Here is a 16,373-nt window from a genome sequence, read left to right as displayed (position 1 = left end):
TCAGTGGGTGTAGTCGATGCTGACGTCGCCGGACGACGTCCGTGCGGTGATCTCCCGGGTCGCGGCCGGATCGCTCTTCACGTTCGCCGACTCGTCGCCGGACGACGTCTTGGTGTCGACCTTGTACGCCTCGTCGCCGGCCGGGATGCCGATCGACACGTCGCCCGAGCTGGACTTCGACTCGATCGACTGCGGCGCGACGGCGAACTCCAGCGTGGCGCTGCCCGAACTCGTGGACGTCGTCACCGACGTCGAATTCAGCGCGTCCGCGTCCAGATCGCCCGAACTCGACCGCAGGTCCAGCGGGCCGCCGACGTCGTGCACCGCGATGTCGCCCGAGCTGGTCTTCACGGTCGTGCCCGCCCGCATGCCGGAAACCGTCACGTCACCGCTGTTGCTCTCGACCGTCAGTTGCACGTTCCGCGGGACGGTCAGCACGTAGCTCGTCTTGCAGCCGAAGGACAAGAACCCGCAGCCGCCACCATCCAGTTGGAGCCGGTGCGCGTCCGCGTCGTACTTCTCCTGCGGGTCCGAGCCGAACACGTTCCGCTCGAACTGTCGCTCGACCTTCACCTCGGTGCCGTCGCCGGGCAGCACCTCGACCGTCGCCGACCCGCCCTTGACCAGCAACGTGGTGCCGTCCACCGGGTAGCTGCTCTGGTCGGACCTGGCGCCCGAGGTCAGCCCCGTCAGCGCCCAGTAGACGCCGCCGAGGATCAGCGCGACCGAGATCGCGATCCCGTAGCGGCGCTCGGTACTCATCGAACCTCGCGGGCGGCCCTGGACGTCAGACATACCTCCACCTTGGCAGCTCCGCGCCGCGTTGTCGGTCGGGATATCCCCCGGATCGACCCTGAGGTTCTACGCGGGAACAGTATGGAAGGCCTCCGCGACCTCGGCGGCCAGTTGCTGGAACGCCTTGCGGAGCTTGCTCGACTTCGCGGCGTCGGCCAGGCTCCGGCCGTGCGCCATCGCGGCGTCGGTCGCGCCTAGGTCGTACGGCAGGAGGACGGCGCGGTCGATGCCGGCGTACTGCCGCAGCGCCGCGGTGGCCGCGTCCGCCGGGGAACTGCCGAGTGCGCCGCTGCGGAGCCGGTTCACGACCACGCGGACGCCGACCGACGGTACGACGGCCCGCACCTCGTGGACCGCGCGGATCAGGCGGGTCAGGCCGACCGGGTCCGCCGTACCGACGACGATCACCTCGTCCGCCTCCTCGAGGGTCGCGACCGTCGCGCCGTTGCGCCGGGGTGCCAGTGAGTCGAACGAGATCTCCTCGTCGGTCTCGATACAGAACCCCGCGTCCACGATCGTCAGCGGCGCCAGCGTCCGGGCGGTCGCCCAGATCGACTCGATCGCCGCCGGGCGGAGCTCGGTCCAGCGGTCGGCGCGGTTCAGACCGGACAGCACCAGGAGATGCGGGTTCACCTCGCGGGAGTGCCGGGCGAGCATCACGGTGTCGAGTGAACCGTTGGACGCGGAGCGCGCCGCGGCCGCCAGCCCGGAGGTCTCGTCGAGCATGCCGAGCATCTGCGCCACAGTGCCGCCGTACACATCCGCGTCCGCGAGCAGGGTCGGCACGCGGCGCAGGGACAGCTCGGTCGCCAGGTTGACCGCGACCGTCGTCCGGCCCGGGGCACCGGTCGGGCCCCAGACGGCGACAAGCCGGCCCGTGCCCTGCGGGAACGCGGGCGGTTTCGGGTTGGCGGCGTCCTCCGGTGTCAGCGGTACGAACCCTCCCGCGAAGTGCGAGCTGGCGACCGGCGGGCCCGACTCGACCGCATCGGCGACCGCGCGGCCCAGGTCCGCCGGGCTCACGTCCGCGGGCAGGATCCGCTCGATGCCCATCCGCGCCAGCCGGTCCTCGGCCCCGAACGGCGCACCGGTCTCCAGCGGGTCGACCAGGGCGAGCACGACGAGACCGCGGGAGTGCAGCGCGGCGACCGCATCCGACGAGAGGCGGGCCAGCGCGTCGGCGATCAGCACCGCGCGGGCCTGTCCGCTGGCGGCCGCGGCCATCACGTCGGCGATGTCCACACAGCGCCGGACGACCCGGAGACCCGAGGCCTGCTCGGCCCGCCGTACGACGTCCGCCTCCCACGGCGCGCCCGTCACGGCGAGGAGGACCGGTATCGACATCAGCCGGCCTTCCGGACCAGGGTCGGCTCGCCCGCGTTGATCGCGGCGAGCGCGGCGGGGATACGGCCGAGGTCGTCCGGGGCCAGGTCGACCGTGACCTGTCTGCGCGCCGAGCCTCCGGCCACACCCTTCACCGAGTCGATCTGCTGGATCCGGACACCGCTCCACAGCCGGGACGCGGCCTGCCCGTCCTCCTTCGGCACCACCCAGACATCGACGACGTCACCGACCGCGGTGTCCGGCGGCAGGTGACCGGTGGCGACCGACAGCGGCAGCTCGGTCCGGTCCTGATCGGACTTGGTGACGGCGGCGTCCTTCGGTACGAATTCGCCCGGTCCGACCGTCCGGCCTACGATCAGGCCCTTCAGGTCGGCGTCGGCGGACAGGTACTTGCTCGAGTCGTTGCTGCTGGTGAACCGGACCCGGACCGTGGTCAGGTCGTCGTCGGTCAGCGGGCTGCCGATCCGCAGCTCGTGCTTGGCCGCCCAGATCGTGGTCGTGTCGTCCGCGGCCGAGAGCAGCTTCGCGCCGGCCAGCGCGGTGACGGCGACGAGCAACACACCGAGCACCAGGCGGCCGTCCCGCCAGCGCGCCTTCCGGTTGCGCTGCGCCGGAGCGGCCGGCGCCCCGAACCCGCTCCGCACCTGTGTCTCGACCACGTCATCTCCCCAGTGGATGGATCGCCTGTCGGCGGACATTCTGCCTGTTCGCCGAGCTCGGCGTGAACGGTCATCCACAGGCTGTCATGGCGCGGGTCCCGGCACGGTCGGGGCCTGGGGACAAACTTGGTCGTCCATGCGCCAACCGTGGCAAACTGAAGGAACCAGCCACTATCCGAAGGAGTTCCGACGATGCCGGGTCCGCGTTTCCTCCAGCTCGCCGACGTCGCCGAGGTCCTGAACATCTCCGCCAACCAGGTGTACGCACTGGTCCGCCGCGGCGACATCCCCGCCGTCAAGATCGGCGGCCGCGGCCAGTGGCGGGTCGAGTCGTCCGAGCTGGAGAAGTACATCGAGCGCCTCTACACCGAAACCAAACAGTTCATCGACACCCACCCCTTCGGCGAAGAAGCAGAAACCCCGGAGGACGCTCAGCTCTAGCAGTGACGCAAGCCCCGGCGGGCTGGCGCTGGGTCTGGAAGTGAGCTCCTGGCGGGGCCCACCGGGCTGGCGCTGGTTCTGATGGTGAGCTCGTTGCGGGACGTCGGCGGCGGGGTCCTGCCCGCCAGCCGGAAGCTCCGGAGGACGCGCAACTCCAGCCCAGCCGCAGACCCGGCGGGCTGACGCTGGGTCTCGTGGTGAGCTTGTTGCGGGGAGCGGGCGGGCCCCCTGCCCGCCACGTGCTGATGGTGGCGGCCCGCACGCATCAGCCGGCTGCGACTGTGCGACTCGCCTACGAGCGGGCGGACGGTCAGCGGCGGCGGAGGGCTCGGAGCGCCTGGGTGGGGACCAGGCGGACGTTGTAGACCTCGGTACGGCGGCGTGGCGCATCCAGGGGGTGCTCGGCGATCTCGACGAAGTCGGCGCCGACGCGGTCGATCGTGCCGGTGACCGGTCCGCCGCCGCTGCAGAACAGCGTCACCGGTGAGCGGTCGCGCGCGATCCCACGGAGCAGATGCGCGAGGCCGAGCTTGCCCTCGACCGCACCGACGGCCGGCTCCGCCCACGGGCCCAGGCGGTGTACGGCGACCAGCGCCTGCACCGGGATCAACCACTCCTCGTAGCGCTCGGTCTCGATCAACAGACAGTCCTTGCCTACGCGGCTGAGCAGACCACGGATCGGATCGGCGTCCATCACCTCCACGCGTACGACGGTGTCCACCGCGCCGCGCAACCGGTCCAGCACAGTGATCTTCCCGACCTCGGCGCGGATCCGGTCCGCCACCTCGCCGTACAGATCACTGTCCTGGAGCGCCTCGAACTGCGACTCCAGGTCCGCGAATAACGCATCCCACCGCATGCCCGTGAACCTACCGGGTCGGGCGGTCACTCTCCGCAGCGGAAATCGACGCAGCGTGCGTTAAGGACTTGCAAAGCCTAACTATTACCTGTCTATAGTGATCAAGCCAAAGCAAACTAAGGCAAACTCACAGGTCGGGAGCGAATCGGGATGAACGCGATGATCCGGGCACTCAAAGGCACCCTCGTGGTCCTCGCACTGGCCGGACTCGGCTGGCTCCTGCGCTGGATGACGGCCGGCTCGATCAGCGGGCTTCGTACGTACGACCTGGACTCCCTGACCGTCCTCGCGGTCGGCGCGATCGCATGGATCGCGTACGCCTGGCTGACCCTCGCCGTCGTACTCACCGTCCTGGAACAGATCCCCGGCGTCGTCGGCGAACTCGCAGGCGCCGTCGCCGGCCGAATCACCACCAAAACCGCCCGAGCCCTACTCCGCTCCGGCCTAGGCGTAGCCGCCGTAACCCCCCTCACGATCACCGCAGCCCACGCCACCCCCACCACCACCCAAGTCCGCCCCACCACCCAACCGACCCCCGCCCTCCCCGCGACCTACCGCGCCCCCGAAGCCGCCTCCCACCTAAAAATCACCAGCGACCACCACAGCCCCAAGACCGCCTCCGCCCCACAAACCGCACGCCACAACCCACACCGCCCAACCGAGACCGCGTCCTCCCCAGACATCGCCAACACCACCCCACGCATTGCCAGCGCCACCCCACGCCAAGACGCGACCAACTACCGAGCCACCGAAACCCCGTCAACCCTCGGCATCACCGGCACCCCCCACCAAGCCCCAACCGACTACCGAGCCACCGAGCCGCCCTCCATCCTCAAGCTCGGCGAAACCACCCCCACCCCACCCCGGGCCAACTCGACCAACACCACCCAGCGCCCCCAAACCACCGACAACTACCGCACCACCGAACCGGCCTCCACCCTCCCGATCAGCGAGCCCTCCACCACCACACGCCGCACCAACACCGACAACACCACCCACCCGCCCCAGGCCCTCACCCAGCACCAAACCGCCAACACCACCCAGCCCCCGCACACCACGACCCCGCACCAAACCACCGACAACTACCGCGCCACCGAGCCCGCCTCCACCCTCCCGATCAACCAAACCCCCACCACCACACGCGGTACTGGCGCCGCCAACACCACCCAGCCCTCGCGCACCGGCACCCCGCACCAAACCACCGACGACTACCGCGCCACCGAGCCCGCGTCCACCCTCGCCATCACCCCGTCGACCTTCACCCCACCCACCCAGCCCGACCCCAACCCCCCCGGCCACCCCACCACCTCAAGCCGCCCGACCACCCCCGCCCCGCCGACCCCCACCGCGACGCCCCTCCCCGGCCGCACCGCCACCGCGCCGTCAGACAACACTTCCGACAAGCAAGCGGACTCCGAGCGCCCGGCAGGCTCCAACGCCACCTCCGGGAACCAAGCGGGCTCGGACGGTACGACGGGCTCGGACCGTACGACGGGTTCGTCTCGTACGACGGGCTCGGACCCCACGACCGGCTCGGACGGGGCGGCGGGCTCCGCCGAGACGACTGGCGCGGACGAGGCGGGTGGGAAGCCGGCGGGGGTGGGGCGGGCGGCTGGTTCGGGGCGGGCGTCGGACGGGAAGCCGGGTGGTTCGGGGCGGGGGCCTGGTGGGCGGCGGGTGGGTGTGCCGGATCGGCCGACCGACGGAGCACCCACGCGGTACACCGAGCTCCGCCCGAACGTCCCCGTGAGCCTCGTCGTACGCGAAGGCGACTCGCTCTGGACCATCGCCGCCCGCGAACTCGGCCCCACCGCAACGCCTCAAGCCATCACCGCCCGCTGGCACGACTGGTACGCCGCCAACCGCCACGTGATCGGACCCAACCCCGATCTCATCCTCCCCGGCCAAGTACTCCGCACCCCGCCCACCCCCAACGGCGACCACCTCCCGCCCCACCCCCAGGAGCAGTGACATGACCCACCCCCGGCCCCAACCCTCAAAACCCCAAGCCACTGCTCCCCACACTCCGACCCCAGCCCCCTCCGTAACCGCCATCCCAACCCCACCGCCAACCAACTCCGCCCAAACCAACCCCCGCACGACGGCAGACCCGGGCCACCCCCGCGCGACCACTCGCAGCCGCACCGACCTCCACGCGACCACCTCAAGCCCAACCACTCCAAGCCCGCCCGCGACCACCGCAAGCCCAATCGCCCCGAGCACAACCTCGTCGAACGTGGCCAGTCCAACCGCGGTCACGCATCCAGCGCCCACGTCCAGCCGCCAACCAGTACCGCAAACCCCGGAGGCACCCATGGCCGTCAACTCTCGCCCGAACCCCGACGACCGCACGGTCGCCTCTACCCCGGCCGCGAAGGCCAAGACAACTCCAGACCTCGCGCTGGTGCCCGACGCGCACGACAGCCTTGAAGCCGATGTCCACGCACCCGCCCAGTCCGGCAAATCCACCCGACCGGGCGAATCCACTCCGGCCTCCGAGTCCACCCAGGCGGGCGAATCCACCCGGGCCTCCGGGTCCACTCCAGCCGGCGAGTCCACACGGTTCGGCGATGCCACCGACGTCGGCGAGCCTGCCGACCGGGAGCAGGACATTCTGGGCGGGCCGACGTCTGCCGGGGCGAACTCGCCGAGCATGCCGCAGCGCGCGTTGACCGTCGTACCGGTGGAGGCTGAATCCTTCACGCGGAGAGCCGGCGCGGTCGAGCCGGGTGGGATGTACGACGCGGTGACGCGCCCGCGGCTGGCGTCCGTACGCGGGGACGACGAGCACTACCTACCAGCAACCGCCCGGTACGCCGACCAACTGACCGAGGGTGCCCTCGCCCTCCGCCACCAGGCGATCATCCGCCTCGGCGTCACCTCCGCCCCGCGTCCCATCACACTCCACACGACAGACGATGCGCGCATCCCGAATTCAGCCGAGCCCGAATCGTCAGGCGCCAGGACTGCCGACGACGCCGAGGACGAAGTACTCGACCCCCAGGCCGCGTCCAAGTCGTCCGAGGTCGCCCGACGTGAGGAGCCTGCGGCGCGTACGTCGGTCTCCGGTATGACGGGGGCCGCGCAAGCTGGTGCGGCGTACACGGGCGGCGTGGAGGCGGAGACATCGTCCGCCCAAGCCGGTGTGGCGTACACGGGCGGCGTGGAGACGGAGACGTCGCCCGCGCAAGCCGGTGCGGCAAACGCGGGTGGCGTGGAGGCGGGTAACTCGGCTTCGAAGTTGAGCGTGGCTGTGGGCGAGGTTCGGGGTGCGCGGGCGGGCGCCGTCTCGGGGCGGTCTGACCGGGATCGTACGCCGCTCAAGTCGGCCCCCACCAGCACCAGCGGTGGGGCTCAGGTGGGGCGGGAGGAGCTGCCTGGGTTGCCGGATGCTCGGTTGTGGGGTGGGCGGTTGGCTCAGGCGGTGAGTGAGGTGCTGGTGGGGGATCGGCCGATTTCGCAATTGGTGCGGTTCACGGATGATCAGGTGTTTCTGGAGCTGAACCGGCGGGTTCGTCTGCTCGGCTTGAACTCGACTGCCGGTACTCGCGGGGCGAAGGAAAAGAGCACCGTCCGCTCGGTGCGGGTCTTCATGCCGCAACCCGCGATCGCCGAGGTCGCCGCCCACGTGCGGCACGGGCAGCGTTCCCGAGCGGTCGCCCTCCGTCTCGAGATCCGCCGCAACCGCTGGATCTGCACCGCCCTCGAACTCGACTGATCCTCCAGCAACCGCAGTCCTAACGCACGCCTCGCGCGCCAGCCGCGCGCCTCCCTCGGAACGTTGGTGGGTGTAGGCGTCGACGGCTGTTTGCAGCGGCTGGAGGTCCCGATGCCCCGGCGCCACTCGTGGGTCGAGTCGGTCGTACCCCGCGCGGTGCACGTGTGGGGCGCGTGGGCGGCTGGGTTGCAGGCGGTGAAGGCTTCGAGGCCGGGGGCTGTTCGGGCGCGGAGGCGGGCGCGCGCGGTGTGTTGTGGCGTGGACCCAAGCGGCTCAGGTGCAATCACGTGCTGCTGCGGCGTGTGGGTGGGTGTAGGTGTGGGCGGCTGGGTTGCAGGGGCTGGGGGTTTCGAGGTTCGGGCGGCGGGCGTGGGTTGGGTGGGGCGGGGTTCGGGCGGTGTGTTGTTGGGAGGGCGTGCAGTGGGGGTGGGGAATTGGTTGGGGCAACTCTTTGGGGGTGGGGGGCGTCTTAGGGGTGCGAGGGGATTGTGGGGTGGTTGTCACCGGGTCGAGGTGGGGGCGGCTTACGGTGCGGGAAATGGACTCGGGGAAACGGGGATGTCTGTGAGTACAGCTGTCACATCGGTGGATGAGGGTGCGCCGCGGGTCGGGGTCGACGAGTTGAGTGCGGCCGAACGGGCGCGGGTGTTGCCTGCGGTGCGGCGGAAGCGGTGGAGTGAGCGGATCGGGCTGTTGTACCCGGTCGCTGTGCGGTACCACCGGGCCGTCAAGCGGATCGAGTGGATGCGGTCGAGTACGCCGTACGCCGATCAGCGCGCCGCCGGCGACCTACCGGTGCGAATCAAGCGCCACAAGTCGTTGCTGCTCAGGCAGCTCGGGGAGACCGAGATGTGGATGCAGCACAACAAGGTGACGAACCTGAAGCTCGCGTGCGCGCAGGTGGACGGGCTGTTGATCCGGCCGGGCGAGACGTTCTCGTTCAACAAGGTGGTCGGTAACGCGACCCGCCGCAAGGGATACGCGAAGGGTATGCGGCTGTCGAACGGGCACGCCAAACCGGGGATCGGCGGCGGCATCTGCCAGCTCGCGAACCTGCTGCACTGGATGGTGCTGCATTCGCCGTTGACCGTGACGCAGCGGTCGACGCACAGCTTCGACCCGTTCCCGGACAACGGTCGCGTACTGCCGTGGGGTGTCGGTTGCAGCATCGTCTACAACTACGTGGATCTGCAGTTCCGCAACGACACCGACCAGACGTTCCAGCTGCACGTCGGCGTCGGCGAGCGGTACCTGGAGGGCGAGATCCTGGCCGACGTACCGGCCGAATCGTCGTACCGCGTGTTCTCGAAGGGCGAGCGTTTCCTGCGCGTCGGCGCCGACTACTTCCGCCGGAACGAGATCTGGCGCACGGTGATCGACCGCCGCACCGGTACGCCGGTCCGCGACGAACTGATCCGCGAAAACGTTGCCCTGGTCAAGTACCTGCCGGTCGACGTGCCCGTCGTCGACGTCGTCGTACCGACCTGATCATCCGAGCAGCAAACACCCTTACTTCGAACAACGCCCCGACGTCACCCGAGAGGCCGCCGTGCAACTCGGCCAGCACCGCCTGCGTGGTCGCCGACATGACCAGCACGTAACCGAGCCGGCTCGCCGGACGGGTTCCCGAACGTGTGCGGTACGCCGCGCGGGCCGACATTGCCGGCGCCGGCGGGTACGTCGTAGTACTCGCCGGCGATGTTCAGTCGAGCATCCCCGGCACCATGTACCACGCCTGGTCGTCGGTGTGGTGGACGTGTAGTGGCGCCTGCCACGCGACCGCGTCGGACGTACGGCTGCGCGAGTACGAGGCCGGATCCCTGCGGCGCGATCTTCCGCCCGAGCAGCGGTACACCGGTCAGATCGTCCCGTCGGTAGCTCCTCCGCAGCCAGAACTGTCGGTAGGGCGTTGCAGACTGGAGTTGTGACTGTTGCGGTTGAGCCGTACCGGGAGCGCGCTGCGCGTATCGCCGGGGCTGCGCTGTGGACGCGGACGGCCGAGGGCGGGGAGTTCCGGATCCTGCCCGACGGGTGCATGGACGTGTTGCTGATGGACGACGAGCTGTACGTTGCCGGTCCGGACACTCACGCGTGGACCGGGAGCGCGCCGCGGGGAACGCGGTACGCCGGGATCCGGTTCGCGCCGGGGTCCGCGCCGGCGTTCCTCGGCATACCGGCTCGCGACCTGCTGAACGAACGCGTCCCGCTCGCCGAGCTCTGGTCGCCGAACCGCAGCCGCCGCCTGCTCGACCGGATCAGGTCCGCGCCCGACCGTGCCGACGCGCTGGATCTGGAAGTCGCGAGACTGCTCGACGAACCGGCGGACCGGCTGACAACGCACATCCTCGACAGCGTCCGGACCGGTCTGCTTCGCGGCACCGCCGGCGTCTCAAGGCTGGCCGGCACGATCGGCCTGAGCGAACGCCAACTGCACCGCCGCTGCCTGGACGCATTCGGCTACGGCCCGAAGATGCTCGACCGCGTGCTCTGGATGAACGTCGCGCTCGACCACGCCCGCACCGGGCTGCCGTTGGCGGACGTCGCGATGATCACCGGCTACGCCGACCAGGCCCACCTCACCCGCGACGTCAAAGCCCTCACGGGCCTACCTCCGAAGATCCTGATCAGCTGATGACACCCGGTCAGTCGAGTAGGACGGTGAAGCCGCCTGGTTGGACGATTGGTTTGCCTTGGGTAACTAGGTGGCCGGAGGAGTTGTAGTTCCAGGCGTTTTTGCCGGCGACGGGTCGTGGGTGTGTGTCCAGGTTGACCAGCAACGTGGCGTTGCCGATCTTGAGGCTGCTGAGGAGTGGGAGGAGCAGCAGAGCGTCGATCTGGGCGGTGCCGGCGGCGGTGATGGTGGTGGCCCGGGCCGGGAGCGGTTTGGGGAGAGTCAGGGGTAGCAGGGCACCGGGCGCGGCCGAGATGCCTTGGGGGCCGCCTTGGTAGTCGAGCGGCCCCAGGCTCCACAGCGTTCGGCTGGAGGTTTCGAGTACGTTCACGACCGGGAGAACGAGCCGCGGTTGAGTGGCGGCGGGAACTGTCCACGCCGCGGTGCCGTCCAGCGACAGGTACGAGCCGTTGCTCCACTGGGATTCGCCCGTCCACGCCGACGGCGGCGTGACGACCTCGCCGCCGGTGGCCGTCTCTGCCTCGACGATCTGCAGACCGTCGTACGTCGGCGTGCCCGACAGCCGCGCGATCTCGGGATGGGCGTCGAGGGCGAGCATCGAGAGCTGGCCGTGGATGGACGACTCGGCGCCGGAGTTGCGGTTGATCGTGCCGTCCCCGGAGATGCCGTCGTACGTGCGGCCCGTGGTCGGGTCGTACATCGGCTGGCCGGCGCGGTTCGAGCCGAAGTACCACGCGGCGGCGAAGGCGGCGAGGTGGTGCTGACCGACGGCGACCAGAGCTTGCAGCCGAGCGTCGACGCCGTACGCGATCTGCGAACGGTCGATCGGGACCGGGAGCCAGCCGTTGTCGGGACCGCCCGAAGCGAGCAGCAGCGGGGTGAAGCCCACAGTGTCACCGATCGCCGGACCGAGGAGGTCCGGACGGCCGAGGACGGACGATGCGGCGGCGAGCGCGGAGGGCATCTGCGCGCCCCAGGCATGCCAGTCGGAAATCGATTCGGCCCACGGCAGCAACGCGCGGAACGGCCAGACCCGAGTCGAGCCGGCGCTCAGCTTCGCGATGCCCTCCGCGAAGCGAGCAAGCGCTCGACGCGCGGCCGCAGACCCGCCGGCTCGTGCGTAAGCGCCAACCCCAGTACCGCCTCGGACGTCGCGTCAGCGCCGTTGACGATCAGCCAGGCCGGGAGACGCCGACCGTCAATGATGTTGTACGAGCCGTACCGCACCAGCACCTGGCGTTCGAGCGCCGCAATCGCCAACTCGAGCCGCTCGCGCAGGAAACCCGCGAAGGCGCTGTCCGTGTGCCGGAAAGTGGCGTACCCCTCCCCCAACGCCCAGACCGTTCGGGCCAGCCAGTACGACGGCCCGGAGTCGGACGGATCCGGCAGCTCGACCGGCTTCGCGCTCGGATTCAGGGTGCCGTCGGGCTGCATCCACAGGACGACGTTGCCGTTCGGCGACTGCAGAAACGTCAACGCCCGCAGCAGCCCGCGTGCCGCGTCGAGCGACGACGTACGCCGAAAAAGCTGCCAATGCCGCACGTACACGACGGCAGCCCGCGCGATGTCGTCCGCGTTGAAAGCGCCTTGCCCGTAGGTGTTCGTCGCGGCGTCGTAGGTTCCACCGCCGACCCGCCTGTACGACCCGTCGGCCTGGTGCTCGGCATACGTCCAGAGCACGCCGAGCGGGCCCGAGCCGTACGTCGTGTGCCCGGGGGCCGTGGGCGGTACGACTGTGGTGCGGAGGAAGTCGAGATGGGCGAGGTTGGAGAGCCGCCCGGCGGCACGCGCAGGGAGCGAGACGGAGGAAGCAGCAGCTGCCGCGAAGGCGCCGCCGAGGACGGTGCGACGAGTCGGTTTCATGGTGTCCGGTCCAATCTGGCGACACCGATCGCGGCGTCGGCCATGCCGTAGAAGACATAGTGCTGACCGTCGATCTCCTCGATCGCAGTCGGGAACACGACGTTTCCGACGGTTCCGACCTTCTCCGCCTCGGTTTCCGGGACGAGCAGCGGTTCCGCGGTCCGGGCGACCACCCGGGTAACGTCGTCCGGGTCCAGCAGCAGCGCGCCGGCCGCGTACTCGACCTTCTGAGTCGTCGGATCGAAGCCCTGCGGCTGCTCGCCGGTGACGCCGTGGTGGATCACGAGCCACCCCTCGGGAACTCGCAGTGGCGCGGGACCGGCGCCGATCTTGAGCTCCTCGAACGGGTACTCCGACATCGCGACCAGCCGGTGGTTGCGCAGGTGGACGAGATTCCGGACGTCGGCCTCGACGTCGGCCACTGGGACGAACGACACCCAGATCCCCGGCCGGTCGTCGGTGATCCCGGCCGGCAGGTGCACGCCCTCGCCTTCACGGAACCAGCCGAGGTCCCACATCGGCCGGTGCAGCATCGCGTACGACGCAACGCCGTCCGGACCGGTCACCGGCTCGGGGAAGAAGACAGTGTCCTTGTTCGGGAACAGGTTCAGGTCGGTGTCCAGGTCGGGCTGGTACTCGAAGTGCAACGGCCCGAGCCGCCGCCACTCCCGCAGGTCCGACGACACCGCGAGCGCCGGTTTGGGCCCGAGCGGACCGTACGCGACGTACGTCATCACGTGCAGCCCGAGCGACGGTACGTACGTCACCCGCGGATCCTCCACGCCGGCGTTGTTCTTGCCGCGCTCCCACCCCTCATCCGGTGCGAGCACAACCCCTTCGCGCCGGACGCCGGCCGGCACCCCATCCTCGAGCACCACGGCGGCCAGCCCGACCCGGGATACGTTGCCTGCAGCAACGAGTCGGGGCAGCAGGTACAGCTGCCCGTCCGGGGTGTGTCCGGTAGCCGGGTTCAGCACGCCCTCGGTCTCGAGGTCGTTGCCCGGCTCGGGCGTCATCAGGACGCCGACGCGGGTCAGCGTGTAGGGAACAGTCACGAGAAGCCCTTCTGGGATCAGCCTTTGACGCCGGACGACAGGTTCGTGGAGATGAACCGGCGCTGGAAGACGATGAACAAGGTCACGGCCGGTGCGGCCAGTACGCAGGCCCCGGCGAGGACGGCGCCGAACGGGTTCGCCGCCCGGGCCGAGACGGTGGTCAGGTAGTTGGACAGCGAGACCGCGAGCGGCTGCAGGTCCTGCTGCTTGGTGATCAGGAACGGCCAGAGGAACTCGTTCCACGGCCCGATGAAGGTCAGCAGTACGGCGGTGAGCAGCGCCGGCCGGACGAGCGGTACCGCGACCCGCCAGAGGATGCTCAGCTCGGACGCCCCGTCGATCCGGGCCGCGTCGAACAGCTCGGCCGGCAACTGCAGGAAATACTGCCGGAAGACGAAGACCGCGGTGGAGTTGATCAGGAAGGGCAGGATCATCCCGAGGTAGGAGTCGGCCAGCCCGTAGCTGCGCACGATCAGCACGTACAGCGGGATCGTCAGCAACTGGAACGGCACGACCTGGATCAGCAGCATCAGGTTGAACACCACGCCGCGCCCGCGGAACTGCAACCGAGCCAGTGCGTAGCCCGCGAGGACGCCGAACACCAGCGTCCCGAGGATCACGCCGCCGGTGAAGATGCCGGAGTTGATCAGTGAGCGGCCGAGGTGGATCGACTTGTTGATCTCGGCGTAGTTGTGGAACGTCAGGTTTCCGGCTTTCGGGAACGCTCCGGAAACCGACGGATCCGGTTCCGCCTGCAGCGAGCCGATCAGCATGTAGTAGAAGGGGAACAGGAAGACGAAGGCGCCGACCAGCAGCGCGACGAACTTCAGCTTCACGACTCCTCCCTCCCGACGAACCGCCGTTCGACAAGCGCCAGCAAGAGCACGCCGATCACCAGCAACACCCCGATCGCCGCGCCCACATCCGGGTGCCCCTGCTCGATCCCGCGCTGATACATGATCAGTACCGGTGAGGCGGATGCACCGTCCGGGCCGCCGCCTCCGGTCAGCAGGTAGGGCTCGGTGAACAGGTTCGCCCCGGTCACCGTCGCCACCAGCACCACCAACGTGGTCGCCGGCCGGACGCCCGGAACAGTCACGTTGAGGAACGATTGCCACCGACCGGCGCCGTCCATCGAGGCGGCCTCGTACAGGTCCTTGGAGACGTTCTGCAGCGCGGCCAGGTAGAGCAGGATGAAGAAGCCCAACTGCTTCCAGGTGACGTAGATGGCGACTGTCGGCATGGCCAGGCCTGAATTGACCAACCAGGACGGATCGGGAGCGAGTGGGCCCAGAACTGAGTTGACGAGCCCGTTCGAGTTGAACAGGAAGAGCCACACACCTACGACCGCGACGGACGCGGTGACATAAGGGACGTAGTACGAGACGCGGAAGAAGGTGCGCCAGCGGATCGCGGCGTTCAGGGCGTTGGCCAGGCCGAGCGACAGCACCACGGTCAGCGGGACGTTGATCACCAGGAAGATCAGCACGTTCCCGAACGCCCGCCGTACCGCGGGATCCGACAACACCGTCACATAGTTGGCGAATCCCACGAACGGGCGCTCCACCACCGCGCCGGGCGCCGCGAAGAAGTAGTCGTGGAACGACATGTACACGGCGAACCCGAGCGGATAGGCGAACACCGCGGCCAGGAAGATGACGTACGGCGTGACGAACGCCGTCCCGACCGGGTGCGCGCCGAGGATCCGGCCGATCAGCCCACGCCTCATGACTGCTTGACGAGCTGATCGACCTTCTGTGCGGCGCCGTCCAGAGCCGAGCCGACGTCTTCCTGACCGAAGATCACCGACTTGGAGTAGGCGTCGCGGAAGGTCTGCCAGATCGTGATCGAGTTCGGCACGTTCGGCACCTCGACGGTCCGCGACGCCTGGTCCGCGAACAGCTTGTAGTCGGGGTTCTTCGCGAAGTAGTCCGCGTACACCGACGCGACGTCCTTGCGCAGCGGCATCTGCCCGGTCGCGGCCAGGAACTTGCCGTCCTGGTCCTTGCTGGTGGCGAACTTCAGCACGTCCCATGCCGTACCACGGTTCTTGCACGCCGAGTACATCGCAACGTTCTTCGCGTCGCTGAAGGTGTGGACCTCCGACGCCGGCTTGCCGGACGAGGTCGGGACCGGCACGACACCCCAGTCGACCTTGCCCTTGTACGTCGCGATCGCCCACGGACCGACCACGGCCATCGCCGCGGTGCCGTCGACGAACGCGTCACCGGTGTACTTCTCCTGCGAGGCGAGCTTGTCGGCGTACATGGTCCGCCAGAACTGAGCGACCTTCTTACCCTCGTCCGAGGCGAACGTCGCCTTGCCGTCGGCAACCAGCTGCTTGCCGCCGGTCTCGGCCGCGAACAGCGGGTAGAAGTCGAACCAGGACTGGAAGAACTCGTTGCTCGGCGCCGGGTAGATCGCGAACTTGGCCGCCTTCGACGCGACGATCTTGCGCGAAGCGGCCAGGAACTCGTCGTAGGTCTGCAGCTTCGGATCCGTGATCCCCGCCTTCGCGAAGATCTTCTTGTTGTAGAAGATCATCACCGGGTTCGACTTCCACGGCAGCTGGTAGTACTTGCCGTCGGGCGACTTGTACTGCTGGGCGACGTCGCCGGACCGCTCCTCGATGTACGAGGCGTCCAGCGGGACCAGCCCGCCCTGCTTCTGGAACTGCGAGACCGACGCCGGCGAGGTGTTGAAGATCAGGCAGGGCGCGTTGCCGGCGGTGATGGCGGCGCCGATCACCTCCTCGGAGGACTTGCCGGTCGGGATCTCCTGGGCGGTGATCTTCTGGTCCGCGTGCTCGGCGTTCCAGGCCGCGACCATCTGCTTGCCCCAGGCCACTTCCTCGGCGTTGTTCGAGTACCAGATCGTGATCGGGCCGTGCGCCTTGGCCGCGGCGTCGGCGTCACCAGCGCCACCGCCGCTGCCGCACGCGGCGAGCGAGCCGGCCAAGACCACGGCCAGCAGTCCAGCTTGCAACTTCATGAGCTCCTCCAACGAA

Annotated in this window: 16 protein-coding genes; 6 read left to right on the top strand and 10 right to left on the bottom strand. The window is 69.2% G+C overall.

Annotated elements, in window-relative coordinates; genetic code table 11:
* From FB475_RS23165 to FB475_RS23155, 3 genes are all read right to left on the bottom strand, one after another.
* Positions 1-795 (bottom strand): DUF4097 family beta strand repeat-containing protein, encoded by a 795-nt coding sequence (locus FB475_RS23165; protein ID WP_141858665.1) that lies wholly within the window; start codon positions 793-795, stop codon positions 1-3.
* A gap of 66 nt (positions 796-861) precedes the next feature.
* Positions 862-2,139, bottom strand: coding sequence for a CpaE/TadZ family protein (locus FB475_RS23160; protein WP_141858664.1), 1,278 nt, complete (start codon positions 2,137-2,139; stop codon positions 862-864).
* Entirely contained in the window at positions 2,139-2,798 is a 660-nt protein-coding gene (locus FB475_RS23155) for an SAF domain-containing protein (RefSeq protein ID WP_141858663.1), read from the bottom strand. The genes FB475_RS23160 and FB475_RS23155 overlap by 1 nt, the downstream gene beginning before the upstream one ends.
* A gap of 192 nt (positions 2,799-2,990) precedes the next feature.
* On the opposite strand from FB475_RS23155, the gene FB475_RS23150 reads away from it, so the two are divergent.
* Positions 2,991-3,239 (top strand): helix-turn-helix domain-containing protein, encoded by a 249-nt coding sequence (locus FB475_RS23150; protein ID WP_141858662.1) that lies wholly within the window; start codon positions 2,991-2,993, stop codon positions 3,237-3,239.
* 310 nt (positions 3,240-3,549) lie between these two features.
* Here the strand turns inward: FB475_RS23150 and FB475_RS23145 are convergent, their stop codons facing one another.
* Entirely contained in the window at positions 3,550-4,098 is a 549-nt protein-coding gene (locus tag FB475_RS23145) for a hypothetical protein (RefSeq protein WP_141858661.1), read from the bottom strand.
* Positions 4,099-4,248: 150 nt separating this feature from the next.
* Between FB475_RS23145 and FB475_RS36890 the strand changes: the two genes are divergently transcribed.
* The 5 genes from FB475_RS36890 (at position 4,249) to FB475_RS23120 (ending at position 10,448) form a co-directional block, all read left to right on the top strand.
* Positions 4,249-6,069 (top strand): hypothetical protein, encoded by a 1,821-nt coding sequence (locus FB475_RS36890; protein ID WP_185759401.1) that lies wholly within the window; start codon positions 4,249-4,251, stop codon positions 6,067-6,069.
* Between the two features lie 343 nt (positions 6,070-6,412).
* Positions 6,413-7,816: an Rv3235 family protein gene (locus tag FB475_RS23135; RefSeq protein ID WP_141858660.1), complete on the top strand. Its 1,404-nt coding sequence runs from the start codon at positions 6,413-6,415 to the stop codon at positions 7,814-7,816.
* A gap of 564 nt (positions 7,817-8,380) precedes the next feature.
* Positions 8,381-9,304 carry a VanW family protein gene (locus tag FB475_RS23130; RefSeq protein ID WP_238332360.1) on the top strand — a complete coding sequence of 308 codons (924 nt, stop codon included), beginning with the start codon at positions 8,381-8,383 and terminating at the stop codon, positions 9,302-9,304.
* Positions 9,305-9,450: 146 nt separating this feature from the next.
* A complete protein-coding gene (locus FB475_RS23125) occupies positions 9,451-9,744 on the top strand; it encodes a hypothetical protein (protein WP_141858659.1) in 294 nt (97 codons plus the stop codon).
* Positions 9,741-10,448 carry a helix-turn-helix domain-containing protein gene (locus FB475_RS23120; RefSeq protein ID WP_238332359.1) on the top strand — a complete coding sequence of 236 codons (708 nt, stop codon included), beginning with the start codon at positions 9,741-9,743 and terminating at the stop codon, positions 10,446-10,448. Before FB475_RS23125 ends, FB475_RS23120 begins: the two co-directional genes overlap by 4 nt.
* Before the next feature lie 10 nt (positions 10,449-10,458).
* On the opposite strand, the gene FB475_RS37745 is transcribed toward FB475_RS23120, so the two are convergent.
* The 6 genes from FB475_RS37745 to FB475_RS23095 form a co-directional block, all read right to left on the bottom strand.
* Positions 10,459-11,412, bottom strand: coding sequence for a hypothetical protein (locus FB475_RS37745; RefSeq protein ID WP_238332358.1), 954 nt, complete (start codon positions 11,410-11,412; stop codon positions 10,459-10,461).
* Between the two features lie 86 nt (positions 11,413-11,498).
* Complete coding sequence (locus FB475_RS37740) at positions 11,499-12,311, bottom strand: hypothetical protein (RefSeq protein ID WP_238332357.1); 813 nt, start codon at positions 12,309-12,311, stop codon at positions 11,499-11,501.
* Positions 12,308-13,366 carry a glycoside hydrolase family 130 protein gene (locus FB475_RS23110; RefSeq protein ID WP_238332356.1) on the bottom strand — a complete coding sequence of 353 codons (1,059 nt, stop codon included), beginning with the start codon at positions 13,364-13,366 and terminating at the stop codon, positions 12,308-12,310. The genes FB475_RS37740 and FB475_RS23110 overlap by 4 nt, the downstream gene beginning before the upstream one ends.
* Positions 13,367-13,383: 17 nt before the next feature.
* Positions 13,384-14,202, bottom strand: a complete 819-nt coding sequence (locus FB475_RS23105) for a carbohydrate ABC transporter permease (protein ID WP_141858658.1) — start codon at positions 14,200-14,202, stop codon at positions 13,384-13,386.
* Entirely contained in the window at positions 14,199-15,095 is an 897-nt protein-coding gene (locus FB475_RS23100; protein WP_141858657.1) for a carbohydrate ABC transporter permease, read from the bottom strand. Before FB475_RS23100 ends, FB475_RS23105 begins: the two co-directional genes overlap by 4 nt.
* Complete coding sequence (locus FB475_RS23095) at positions 15,092-16,357, bottom strand: extracellular solute-binding protein (protein WP_141858656.1); 1,266 nt, start codon at positions 16,355-16,357, stop codon at positions 15,092-15,094. Before FB475_RS23095 ends, FB475_RS23100 begins: the two co-directional genes overlap by 4 nt.
* Between the last annotated feature and the right edge of the window lie 16 nt (positions 16,358-16,373).

Source organism: Kribbella jejuensis, assembly GCF_006715085.1.
Classification (GTDB): domain Bacteria; phylum Actinomycetota; class Actinomycetes; order Propionibacteriales; family Kribbellaceae; genus Kribbella; species Kribbella jejuensis.
Note: the sequence above shows the minus strand (reverse complement) of the source record. Positions and strands in the feature narration are given on the sequence as shown.